The following is a 12,929-nucleotide window of genomic DNA, read 5'->3' on the forward strand; positions in this document are numbered from 1 at the left end:
AATGTTTTTCGTACAATCTTTAGCATTAGGAAAATATAGTTACAGCTTATTTTCGCGCTTCGGTCATTTGTTTCCAAACAGAACCTTTTGCTTCTTCTCCTAGTTCAATTCGCTCAATTGCTAGTTTTATTTGTAAGCTCACTTCAAATTCTGGATCATCCTCATGAGCCTTAAGTGCAGCCAATGCTCTCTCATCTCCAACTTCATACAAGAACATAGCGGCTCTCCATCGAACAATCTTGCTTTTATCATCTAATGCATGGATCATTTCTTCCATTGCTTCTGGAAACCCTAAGTCGGATAAGCAATCTCCTGCAGTACGCCGCACTGTTACCGTTTTATCCTTTAATGCTTTATATAAGGAAGGAAGAACAGCTGTATCTTCAATCATTCCAAGATAGACAGTCGTAAGTCTGCGGATAGATGGTTTTTCATCATCTAATGCTTTCGTTAGTACAGGAATATCATCTACTGTAGGATCTTCGCTTTGTTCCAGCTTTTGATATCTAACTTTCCAATCTGGATTCTCTAAATCTGCAAATGACAGCCTTGTTCGCACTCGTACCGGTTTTTCATTTGCTTCAGTTTGCGGATTTTTTGCATGCTCAATAATCGCATTAATTCGCTCTTGTGGATATGCTGCAACAAGTTCTTCCACCATTACATGCCCAATTTCCTCAAAGTCACCGTAGCGCACGCCGAAATCTTTCCATTTACGAGTCATTACTACATTATCTTCAGGTGTACGAACTTCTGATACTGCTTGAATAAAGGAATCAGGTAAACCGAACCTTCTTTCTTCAGTGCCATCCGATAATTTAATTTGCATGGGAATCCCTTTATACATTTGAACTTGAACATTTATCTCTCCATAATGTTCATTTATCTCTTTTGACTCCTCTGTAGCCTCGTCCTCCCCAAAGACATTCCGCACTTTTGAAAGTAATTCTTTCCAATCATAGCGGGCATTTCTTTCAACCGCTAGAAAATCAGCTACATGGTAAACCCCTTTAATCCCTTCAATGGAAAGGATATTTTGAATTAATTCAGGTGCTTCCGCTGAATTATCAACCTTATAATTATTACTTTTTCCCATTGGCAGCTCTTGGTCTAAATTAATTTTCATCGTATTAGGACTTGGTGTTGGCTCTATAGAAATAATTCTCATTTTCCATCCCCCTCTTTTTCAACATTTATCTTATCACGCTTAATGCTATATCGAAAATAAACAGCTTTTCTACGAATTATCAGCGATTTCAGATAAATAGCTCCAGCGTTCAATTAGGTGTTCTAATTGGTTATTTAATTGTTCTTGCTCTTTCATTAACTCAGCTGCTTTTTCGAAGTCACTGCCAGTCTCGGCTAATTCTGTTTCTATTTTAGCTAATCTTTCTTCGACTTTTTCGATATTCTCATCAATGGTTGCCCATTCCCTTTGTTCATTATAGCTTAGTCTTACTTTTTTCTCTTTTACTTCCTTTTTAGCAAGTGGTATTTCTGTTTTATCTTTTATTTGTTGATCTTCTTTTCTCTCCACCTCTAAATATTCACTGTAATTGCCATAATAGGTGTCGATAACACCATTTCCTTTTAAAATCAACAGTTGTTCAGCAACCTTATCGAGAAAATAGCGATCATGGGATACGGTAATAACCACACCATTAAAATCTTCTAAATAATCTTCCAGAACCATTAATGTTTGTGTATCTAAATCATTTGTCGGCTCATCTAATAAGAGTACATTTGGTTCTCCCATTAGTATTTTCAACAAATAAAGTCTTCTTCTTTCCCCACCAGATAGCTTCCCAATAATCGTTCCATGGGTATGAAGAGGAAATAAGAATCTTTCCAGCATTTGGGCAGCTGTAATGACTTTTCCATCGGAGGCTTCTATAACTTCAGCCGTTTCTTTTAGAAATTCAATCATTCTTTTAGATGTATCCATATCTTCATTTTCTTGCGTATAGTAAGCCACTTTTACTGTTTGACCAATGATTCTTTCGCCAGAATCAAGGGGTGCCTTGCCTGCTAAAATATTTAAGAAAGTTGATTTACCAGTCCCGTTTTTACCAATTATTCCAATTCTATCCCCTGGTTTTACAAGCAAATTATAATTATTTAAGATTATTTTATCATGGAAACGTTTGTTTGCCCCCAGCAATTCAAAGACTTGCTTACCTAATCGACTACCTTTCAAGGAGATATCTAATTTATCTTTAGCTTTAACATTAGCTAATTTATCATCTAATGCGTCAAAACGCTGAATTCTGGCTTTTTGTTTAGTAGAACGCGCTTTTGCCCCTCTTCTAATCCATTCTAATTCTCTTCTAAATAAATTCTTTTGCTTATCAAGAGTAGCTGCTTCATTTTCTTCCCTGATAGCTTTGGCCTGTAAAAAGTCACCGTAATTGCCTTTATAGCTATACAAATTGCCCCCATCTAATTCAAACATTCTGTTTGTGACACGATCTAAGAAATAGCGGTCATGCGTTACTAATAATAGTGCTCCTGTGTACCTGCTTAAATAATCTTCCAGCCATTTAACTGCCTCAAAATCAAGATGATTTGTCGGTTCATCTAAAATAAGCAAATCTGGTTCTTGAATCAGAACTTGTGCTAAAGCAACCCGTTTTTTTTGCCCGCCTGACAATTCGCCAATCTTCTTATTAAAATTAGTAATACCTAACTTCATTAATACCGTCTTTGCATTTGTATGAACTTCCCAGCCATTTAAAGCATCCATTCTTTTTTGTAAATCAAATAATTTTTCATGAAGCTTATTGTTCTCAGGATCATGGTTGATTTCCATTATCATTGCTTCATAATCTTTAACTAATGCTAAAACCGGTGCATCACCAGCATATACTTGGTTTAATACGGTAAGATCTGGATTTAATTCTGGACTTTGGGCAGAATAGGCTATACGAAAATCCTTGGGTGCTATGATATCTCCTTCGTCTGGAATATCTATTCCTGCAACAATTTTTAATAAGGATGATTTCCCAGTTCCATTGATGCCAATTAAACCTACCCGTTCTTTTTCACTTATTGAAAAAGAGATGTTTTCAAATAACTTTTTCTCTCCATATGTCTTTGTTACATTTTCAATTGAAATACTCTTCATTTTGTACATTCCATTCTTTATAAAATTCTTTTAGAAAGCTTTCCATAAATTGATGCCTTTCCACGGCCATTTTTTTAGCACTGTCTGTATGTAAATGGTCTTTAATTTTCAATAGTTTTTCATAGAAATGGTGAATAGAAGATGAGTTGTTTTTTCGATATTCTTCTTCTGTCATCTTTTCCCTTACTGCTATATGTGGATCATAGATAGGACTTCCTATACTTCCTCCATAAGCAAAAGTACGAGCGATGCCAAGTGCTCCAATCGCATCTAATCGATCAGCATCTTGGACTATTTTTGCCTCCAGGCCATTGGGAGTTATCCCATTTCCTCCTTTAAAGCCAACTGTTTCGATGATAGCTTTAATCTGTTCCTTCTCTTGATTCGCAATTGGAATCTGCATTAGTATATTTGCTAATCTCCGTTGCCCTTCGCTTTTTGATTTATTTAATTTTTCATCTGAAATGTCATGCAATAACGCAGATAGTTCAATAGTATGAGAATACCCAATTCCTTCTTTTTCTGAAAGTAATAAGGCTATTTTACGTACTCTATCTACATGATACCAATCGTGACCACTAGCATCATTCTCCATCTCTTGCTTTATTATATTTTCAACTTTCGTAATAAGCTTCATTTATTCTCACATCCAGCAATCTATTATGTCCATATTGTATCATGAAAAGTAGTTTTTCGAATATGAAAGAACAATCAATATAAATATGAAAGCCGGAGTAGAAAATAAAACTATTCTACACCGGCTTTCGTTTCATTATTCATTTCCTATTTCTTACTTAAAAAGGGCTTTATTTTTGGAAATACCTTCAATGCTGTTCGATAAAATACGTCTTCATGGTAAGTTTCTGGAATGAGCTTTTTTATAAACTCTATATATGGTTCAAATGGGGCTAGCGGCCAATCTGTCCCAAAAAGCAATTTATCATATGATTGGGCAAAAACTAATGCATGGCGTAAATGATCGAGAAAAATCCCTTCATGTGCTTCTTCCAGTTCTTTTTTTGTTCCAACGATTAAACCAGATAAATCGGCATATACATTCGAATTTTTATAAATAATTTCCGCACCAGTCAATGTCCAAGGATCACCGAAATGTGCCATCATAAAATTCACATTACGATGTTTCACAGCCACTTCATCAATTGCTAGAGGATGACTATATTTTAAGTATCCTCTTTCAGAGTATGTATCTCCAGTATGGAACACAACTGGTAATTGATACTTTTCTGCTAGTCGATAAACAGGTTCATATACTTCATCATAGGCATAAAAAGGGTAGTAGCCTAAATAAATTTTTATTCCCACAACATGTGGCTTTTGAATCTCCTGCTCTAATCGTTCTTGTGCCGATAAATCCATATCATATGGATTTATCCCAGCACAGCAGACGACATTGTCTGGAACCAATAAGTCCAAATCTAATCCCATTGGAGTCTGGGCCTTATAATCAGGAAAGCCCATCTCCGGCGTTTCTGTAACCCCCATCCCAATCGCAAGGACAATATCAGCCTTCCTCATCTCTTCTTTCAAGCCATTATAACTATAATCTACAAAGGAAAGATCTCGAGCTGTCTCTTTAAACGATCCAATATTTGAGTAGTGTATATGGGCATCAATTATTTTCATCTACGTATTCCCTTTCTGAAAATGCTATTTGCCTTACCTTATTAACTAAAGAAGACTGTAATTCCCCCTCGGTAAACAGAAGATAGGTTGGTTCTGTAAATAAGCGGTTCTCTGTTCTTCTGCACTTAGCATAGGAAATCAACTGTATCACATCTTTATTACTATAAAAATCTATACCTTTTGATTTATCACTTGCAATATAATAACACTTTTCTTGCTCTAGCGATAAATAGGAATGACCCTTTATATTAACTTCTTGCTCTTCTGAAGCAACCATATATTGTTTCGTACTCACCTTGTTATCCTGAATATGGAGAACAGCTTTTTCCTCCTCATTGCAAGTGATAAATAGGTTTGTATGCCATTCTTCTTCTGCCATACGTCTGCCTGCATCATCGATTATTTCTATAAATGTAATGAGCAAAGGAATCCCTGGCATTGTAAGGAAATATTGTTCATACTTTAACCCCTTCCATTTCTCATGATGCCTTATCGTTGTTACCAGCTTCACACCAGTCCATTCGTTATGATGGATATCTTTTAGACTAGTAAATGCACAAGCTGTCTCTTCCTTTAAGAGAGAAAATACATTTAAATCTGGCGGACCGTTTTTTATACCTCCACACCACGGATTCCACCAACTTTTTGCGATAGGCTTAGGAAAAGCATGCTCCAACCATTCCTTCCCATTTACTACTAAAGAATAGACGCCTGGATAGTAAGCAGGAGAAGCTTTAAAAGATACTATTCCATTCGAAACATGGTATACGGTAACTCCTTCTTCTATTTTTACTTCTGTTGTCATGTTCTTTCTGCTTGGCACAAAAAATAAATCATCGTTATCTATTATTTTTGCCGGCAAAGAAATGGTTGTTTTCACTGTGTTTAGCCCTAATTGAAGATCCCTTTGAGGCTGAATTTGGTAGATTTCTGATGCCCCCGTATCAATTCTCTGTGAATCTCCCTGTCTTTCATTCATTGTTATGGTCATTTCACCTTGTATTGCTTGATTACTATAATTCTTTATTCGTACTTTTAAGTCATTATCTCTATCTATAATGAGATTTGCCTCATTAAATTCAACCTTAAATCCTGGGGTAACAGTACTTGCGTGCTCTCTCTGTAACCCTTCTGCTGCTAACTCCCATTGCTGCCAATTACGATAGGCACCGATATTTACACTAATGGGCGAAAAAGCAACGGATTCATTTTTTCCGAGTATGCTTGTCGCCTCTACATGCACCTTCCAATTATCCATTTTGATGCGGGCCTCTTTAGCCCATGCAACACCGAATGGGGTAGAGTTTGGAGAAGTAAAATACCAATTCCCCGTTATATCCTTTGAATTTAATTCAAAAGGTTGTACTAGGTTCCATTCATTAAAGGAAACAACTTCCCCATTTAAAGGGAAATAGAGATTCTGCCATATGTCAAAAAATGTTTCCTGTACACTGATTTCTTTTTCTTCCAAACTATTATTAGTAATTGTTATCCAACGTTTAATCAACCCTTCTGCAAAGAGCTGATTTGTTAACATAATATCCAGATACGGAAAAGCATTAGACTTAAAGAATAGCTCTAGTTTAATACTGTTTCCAGTCTTTTCTGTACGAACTTTATATGGCTTTTGTTTAGACAGCTCATTGGAATAAGGCTTTCCAATAGACGGTGCAAACAGAGCAAAGTCTGTATGAGCAATTTCTGTCGTAAGATCTATTTTGCTTACGGTAAGTTGATGTGGACCATTATAAACCTGCCAACTCTTTTCTTGTTCTACTACAAACTGTTCGCCAATCCCTTTTAAGGCAAGCGCAATTTCCTTTTCAAATGTTAAAATCCCCTGCTCATTCTCCACAATTTCTCCTATGATTTTTTCTTTAAAACTGCCGCAGCTCTTCACTTGAACCGGAATTCGAATCCACTTCTTCGCTTTTTTAGCCAGTGCGAATGAATACTTATCCCCTTCAAAATATAAGTGGCCATTTTTGGGAATGGTGAAATATCCATTAATATCTTTTTCTAAATTATTACTAATCTCTAAATCTAAGTAAGTCTTCATTCCATTCGCTAAAATGGCCTCTATTTCCTTTCCCTCTATAGAAATAGGCGCTTGCGGGAAAACCCCCAGTTGTAAGCTTGTTTCTAATCCATTAATTCTAACTGTAACCTTTAATGCTGGAAAGGTCTTTCCATCTACAGGTTCTTCTCCTTTTTTAATCGTAAAGGGAGAAGAAATCGCTATTTCTTGATTACCCTTTATCTCTTGTGAACTTTGAAAACTGCATTGAATTCTGCCCTGATTATCTGCCAATGCTTCTAAGGAAAGCGGGTTTGCTGTTTTATTTTTCATCTTTAAATAGACCTTATGCTCTATTTCTTCTATACATTTATGATTGTCCATTGTTAATTCAATCTGAAAATCCTTTGTTTCCAAAGAGCAGATTCCTCTACTTGTTTTTTCAAATTTTACAACAACAGTCTCTGTTTCTTTTTGCCAAATATATTCATAATGTGTAAAACCTCTTTTAAGCATCCCATCTGGCTTTATTTCAAGATTTCTTTTTAAATCTGCATACCAATCCATGTTCTTTAAATAATGATTCATTACTTCATCATTTCGGACAGTTGGGATAAAATTCATAAGATGAGTATATTGGTCATTATCCTCCCAAAAAAAACCGCAGCGTTTATATAATGGAACTGCCTTAAGATTACCTGCCCAAGTATATAAATCAAGTCTTGGCCATTTTAATTCTGTCGCTGCATTGAGGGCATGCAGTAAAAGCAGCTTACCAATTTTCTTGCCATGATAATCTGGACGAACATTTAATAAAGGAACATACAAGGCCCCTGCATCTTCTTTATAAACAGAAAAACCACAGTACCCTACTACTTCTTCTCCTATAACAGCTAAGAATGTATCAATATTATCTGAGCTTTGCTGTTGATCGCGTACTTGTTCTTCTGTTTTTCCTGTTCCTCCCCAAGAATCTTTACTTTTTGTCCACATGTCGGCCACTTTACCAGCAAGACCATCATGGTAGCTTACTATTTTAATTGCCTCTGAACCCTTGATTATCTTTTCCACTAAGAACCCTCTTTCCTCTTATTTTCCATTTTTGTTTGCATTGTTACTTCTTTATTTGTATTCATCCTAACTCCTCCTTTCTTTATTGTAGGAATGTTTTTCCAATATTCCTATTCTATCGTATTATTATTGAGAATTTTTGTAAAGATAGCATAATAATAATTTTTCTAATAATTATGTATATCCAACAAAACTAGACAAAGCTCGTCAAAGGATTTTTTTTTCTTTTCGCGAAAATTATAAAGACAAGGGTTTTAAACGTCCTTCTTGCCATTGGTCTGTTTCAATTATTTTATAATGAGGGGTGTGTAGAATGTTAAGCATACAATCAAAAGAACTTACGATTAAGGAAGAAAACAGCAAATTATTAAGTGTGAAGGAAGCTGCAGAATATATTAATGAAGGTCCTGGAGTTGTTCGAAATTGGTTAAGAGAATTGAAAACACTCATACCAGTTATTATTGGCGAAAATGGCTACCGATATTTCGATCAAAAAAGCTTAGACATTTTAGTAAAAGTTAAACAAATGCGTAATGAAAAACAAATGTCTTTAAGACAAATTGAAGATGAGCTGACAAGCCCTTTACCCTCTATCCCCATTGCCGCTGAAGCTACGGAAAAAATTCTTCAAGATTTACAAACAATCAAAGAAGAATTAGAACTTCAAAAAAATTTCAATCAAGTATTAGTACAGCAACTAAAAAAGCAGCAAGAGCATATCGAATTTCAACAAGAACATATTGCCAGTCAAGAAAGAAAAATAACTTTATTAGAAAATCCAATTGTTCTAAAAGAAAAAGAGGAACAATACTATGCTAAATCTAGAAAAAAGAAGCTGGCCGATCTTAATGAGCGGGAAACAAAGGAGAAAAAAAGTGGATTTATCCGCCTCTTTTCTTATCGTTAATCGTTCCTTATCATAAAAAATAAGGATCTTCAGCCCTTTAGTGAAAGGGTGTTCGTTCACTAAAAGCAGAAGATCCCTATTTTTTTCTGTTATCGGATGAGCTTTTCAATATCCGCTTTTATCTCACTAGGACTTGTACTTGGTGCATAGCGGTCCACGACATTTCCATTTCGATCAATAAGAAACTTCGTAAAATTCCACTTGATTGCTTTCACACCTAATGTACCTGGTGCTTCTTTTGTTAAATATTGATAAAGAGGATCTGCCTCTTTTCCATTCACATCAATTTTAGCAAACATCGGAAAAGTCACACCGTAATTCATTTCACAGAATGATTTTATTTCTTCATTCGTTCCCGGATCTTGACTCATAAATTGATTACTTGGAAAACCTAGAACAACAAACCCCTCCTCTTTAAACTTTTGATACAATTCTTGCAGCTCTTTAAATTGAGGAGTAAAACCACATTTACTTGCAGTATTCACAATTAATATGATATTCCCTTTAAAATCGCTTAATGCCTGCATTTTTCCATCCATCGTTTTTACTTTAAAATCGTAAATGCTCATTTTACAATCTCCTTATACAGTTAATAATGAATCAATCGATTGAAGGGCAGCTAAAGTTTTTTCCATAAATTCCATCATCGTAATCATATCATCTATCTGTTCTTCTGTGATTAAACGATTAAAATCAATCGTAATATGATTCAGTATCGTTTGCTCCGCCTCAAGTGGCTGATAGCTGATTTCTTGCCTAATCTTCAAGTCTTTTCCCCATATATCTTCCACTAATTGCTGTAATAGTGGATAAAGAGTTTTGTCTTGCTTATGGCGTAAAAAAAGATGAATATAAACGGTAGCACCAATCCATTTTTCTTTTTTTACACTTTCTAATAGTTCCGCCGATAAATTTTGTAAATCAGCGGATAATTCAAACATTAGCTTAGCATTTTGTTGATTTTTCAATCGAAAAGTAATGGTATAATTTCTTGATAGCTTACTACTATTAAATACATCATTTCGATCTAAGACAATAATATCGCCATCTAAATCTTTATCATATATTAAGCCTTCCATTACTGTTCTCATATTTTCAAACGCAGTGGGATCAAACATCCTTTGTTCTCCTTTTTCCTAAATACAACCGTATTTTAAAACAATCCAACTGCTTTACCGTCTTCATCAACGTCCATGTTTAAAGCAGCAGGAGTTTTCGGTAAACCTGGCATTGTCATGACTTCACCAGTGAGTGCTACAAGGAAGCCTGCCCCAATAGATGGCTTGAATTCACGAATTGTAATCGAAAATCCTTCTGGTCTGCCAATTAATGATGGATCATCCGATAAAGAATATTGTGTCTTCGCCATACAAATAGGAAGATGTCCCCAACCATATTTTTCAAAGTCGGCAATCTGTTTCTTTGCTTTAGAAGAATATTCTACCCTATTCGCACCATAAATTTTTGTTGCAATCGCATGCACTTTCTCTTCTATCGTAGTATTAAGCGAATATAAATGTTGAAATCTTTGTTCCTTCTTTTCGAGAATCGCTAAAACCTTTTGAGCAAGCTCTATACCGCCATTTCCACCTTTTTCCCAAACCTCTGTTAAAGCAACGGGAATCTGTGCTTGTTCACAAAGCTCTTTTAACACGCTAATTTCTAATTCAGTATCTGTTACGAATTTATTAATAGCTACAACAAAAGGTAAACCGAATTCTTTAATACTGTCCACATGCTTTTGTAAATTAGCGAAACCTGCTCGCAGCGCTTCTATATTTTCAACCCCAAGCTCCTTCTTTGCTACTCCTCCATGCATTTTTAACGCACGAATTGTCGCAACTATCACGACGATTTCCGGATCTATCTCTTTATTTCTAGCCTTAATATTTAAAAATTTCTCTGCTCCTAAATCCGCACCAAATCCAGCTTCTGTGACAACATAATCTCCTAATTTGGCAGCAGCAGCAGTTGCTATGACACTATTGCAGCCATGGGCAATATTGGCAAACGGACCGCCATGAATAATCGCTGGAGAATGCTCGATTGTTTGAACCAAGTTTGGTTTAATTGCGTCTTTTAGTAGTAATGTAAGCGCACCTTCTACTTTCAAATCTCCCACGGTTACAGGTTCTCTGTCTACATTATACGCAACGACCATTCGAGCTAATCGAACTTTTAAATCCTTAATATCTGCAGCCAGACATAATACAGCCATAATTTCAGAAGCAACCGTAATGTCAAAGCCATCCTCTCTCGGAACTCCTTGTAATGGACCACCTAAACCAATCACTACTTTTCGCAGCGCACGATCGTTTAGATCAACTGCTCTTTTCCAGACTATACGGCGCTGATCAATACGACATTCATTCCCTTGATGTATATGATTATCTACTAAAGCTGCCAGCGCATTATTTGCTGTTGTAATGGCATGAAGATCTCCAGTAAAATGCAGATTAATATCCTCCATAGGTAATACCTGTGCTTTACCGCCCCCTGCAGCCCCTCCTTTTATGCCCATTGTTGGACCTAAAGATGGTTCTCTCATTGCTATGACGGTTTTTCTCTGTAATTTATTCAACGCATCCCCTAATCCAACTGTAACAGTTGATTTGCCTTCTCCAGCAGGAGTTGGATTAATAGCCGTCACAAGGATAAGTTTACCTGATTTATTCTTTTTCAACTTATTTAAGGTAGATGCTGTGATTTTCGCTTTATATTTTCCATATAATTCAAGATCATCTTCTGATAAACCAAGCCTCTCAGCAATATGTATTATTGGTTTCATAACTGCTTGTTGAGCAATTTCGATGTCAGATTTCATTTACGTCTATACCTCCATGATTATCCTCTGCTAATTTCGGTCTTCCTTTTAACATTGTACATTAAATGCGACGTGATACATACACGTTTCGACAAAATCATTATCTTACAAACATACTTATTATGTATCCACTAATCCTTTTTAACATTTCTTCCTTCCAAAAGATTATATAATATCTTTCAAAAATTCAAAACATTATGATTGCGACAAATTCAAATCAAACTTATAATAAGCTATGATATTGATGGGAGAAAGTAATAACTAATTTATCGTTTAAAACCGATTGTTATGAAAAAAATGCAGTAAGCACCACTGACATTACTGAAAAGACGATTATAACTTTAGGAGGAGACATACCTTTATGCCTATTAGAATTCCTCAACTTTTGCCAGCACGAGAAATACTGGAAGATGAAAATATATTTGTAATGGAAGAAGGGCGTGCAAGAACCCAGGATATTCGACCATTAAACATATTAATATTAAACTTAATGCCTCAAAAAGAAAAAACGGAGGTACAAATATTGCGATTGCTTGGTAACACTCCTTTGCAGGTCAATATCTCCTTTTTAAGAACAGCATCGTATGAATCAAAGAATACAAGTTCCTATCATTTAGAACAATTTTATCGCGATTTTGCAGCAATAAAAACAAATAAATACGATGGAATGATTATTACAGGAGCCCCTGTTGAATTAATGAGTTTTGAAGAAGTAGATTATTGGGATGAGTTAACCCAAATAATGGAATGGTCGAAAACAAATGTGACATCTACTTTACATATTTGCTGGGGTGCACAAGCAGCTTTATTTCACCATTTTGGGATTAATAAGTATGAACTGGATCAAAAGTGTTATGGAATTTATTCCCACCATGTATTAAATCCGTCAGATAAATTAATGCGTGGTTTTGATGACAGCTATTTAGCTCCACATTCAAGATATACTAATGTATCAAGTGAAGAAATCAATGCACACCCAAACCTTGAGCTGCTGTCTGCCTCTGATGAAGCTGGCGCCTTTATTATTAGTGGAAATAAAGGCAAACAAATCATGGTTACTGGTCACTTAGAGTATGATGCTAGCACACTTGCTGAAGAATACAAACGAGATAAAGAAAAAGGTTTAAACATTCATCTGCCTCTTGGATATTTTCCCGAGAATAATCCGAGTAAAAAGCCATTAAATAGCTGGCGATCCCATGCTCATTTACTATTTTCGAACTGGCTGAATTATTATGTCTATCAAGAAACACCTTATGAGTGGAAATAAAAATGCACCAAGTAAAAAAGACTGGCACATAAGATTCAAACCCAAACGAAGATTATCGTTTGGGTTTTTTAA

At 35.6% G+C, this 12,929-nt stretch carries 10 protein-coding genes; 2 read left to right on the plus strand and 8 right to left on the minus strand.

Going from position 1 to position 12,929, the window contains the following annotated elements:
* Positions 1-46: 46 nt before the first annotated feature.
* The 5 genes from MHH96_RS19395 to MHH96_RS19415 form a co-directional block, all read right to left on the minus strand.
* Positions 47-1,168: a conserved virulence factor C family protein gene (locus MHH96_RS19395; RefSeq protein ID WP_341117882.1), complete on the minus strand. Its 1,122-nt coding sequence runs from the start codon at positions 1,166-1,168 to the stop codon at positions 47-49.
* 69 nt (positions 1,169-1,237) lie between these two features.
* Positions 1,238-3,124: a ribosomal protection-like ABC-F family protein gene (abc-f, locus tag MHH96_RS19400; RefSeq protein ID WP_047940437.1), complete on the minus strand. Its 1,887-nt coding sequence runs from the start codon at positions 3,122-3,124 to the stop codon at positions 1,238-1,240.
* Positions 3,105-3,761, minus strand: a complete 657-nt coding sequence (locus MHH96_RS19405; protein ID WP_047940436.1) for an HD domain-containing protein — start codon at positions 3,759-3,761, stop codon at positions 3,105-3,107. The genes abc-f and MHH96_RS19405 overlap by 20 nt, the downstream gene beginning before the upstream one ends.
* A gap of 146 nt (positions 3,762-3,907) precedes the next feature.
* The gene (locus MHH96_RS19410) at positions 3,908-4,768 is read right to left on the minus strand and encodes an amidohydrolase family protein (protein WP_047940435.1); all 861 of its coding nucleotides are present in this window, start codon (positions 4,766-4,768) and stop codon (positions 3,908-3,910) included.
* Positions 4,755-7,856, minus strand: a complete 3,102-nt coding sequence (locus MHH96_RS19415; RefSeq protein ID WP_047940434.1) for a GNAT family N-acetyltransferase — start codon at positions 7,854-7,856, stop codon at positions 4,755-4,757. The genes MHH96_RS19410 and MHH96_RS19415 overlap by 14 nt, the downstream gene beginning before the upstream one ends.
* A gap of 313 nt (positions 7,857-8,169) precedes the next feature.
* Here MHH96_RS19415 and MHH96_RS19420 point away from each other — a divergent pair, with 313 nt between their 5' ends.
* Positions 8,170-8,763 carry a MerR family transcriptional regulator gene (locus MHH96_RS19420; protein ID WP_047940433.1) on the plus strand — a complete coding sequence of 198 codons (594 nt, stop codon included), beginning with the start codon at positions 8,170-8,172 and terminating at the stop codon, positions 8,761-8,763.
* An 89-nt stretch (positions 8,764-8,852) separates the two neighbouring features.
* Here the strand turns inward: MHH96_RS19420 and MHH96_RS19425 are convergent, their stop codons facing one another.
* Genes MHH96_RS19425 through MHH96_RS19435 form a run of 3 tightly spaced genes read right to left on the minus strand, consistent with a single transcriptional unit; the run spans position 8,853 to position 11,587 of the window.
* Positions 8,853-9,332 carry a glutathione peroxidase gene (locus MHH96_RS19425; protein ID WP_047940432.1) on the minus strand — a complete coding sequence of 160 codons (480 nt, stop codon included), beginning with the start codon at positions 9,330-9,332 and terminating at the stop codon, positions 8,853-8,855.
* A 12-nt stretch (positions 9,333-9,344) separates the two neighbouring features.
* Complete coding sequence (locus MHH96_RS19430; protein ID WP_047940431.1) at positions 9,345-9,881, minus strand: hypothetical protein; 537 nt, start codon at positions 9,879-9,881, stop codon at positions 9,345-9,347.
* Between the two features lie 35 nt (positions 9,882-9,916).
* Positions 9,917-11,587, minus strand: coding sequence for a formate--tetrahydrofolate ligase (locus MHH96_RS19435; protein WP_047940430.1), 1,671 nt, complete (start codon positions 11,585-11,587; stop codon positions 9,917-9,919).
* A gap of 361 nt (positions 11,588-11,948) precedes the next feature.
* Here MHH96_RS19435 and metA point away from each other — a divergent pair, with 361 nt between their 5' ends.
* A complete protein-coding gene (metA, locus tag MHH96_RS19440; RefSeq protein WP_047940429.1) occupies positions 11,949-12,857 on the plus strand; it encodes a homoserine O-acetyltransferase MetA in 909 nt (302 codons plus the stop codon).
* Positions 12,858-12,929 lie beyond the last annotated feature (72 nt).

It is taken from the genome of Niallia sp. FSL K6-0212 (assembly GCF_038007605.1).
Classification (GTDB): domain Bacteria; phylum Bacillota; class Bacilli; order Bacillales; family Cytobacillaceae; genus Niallia; species Niallia circulans.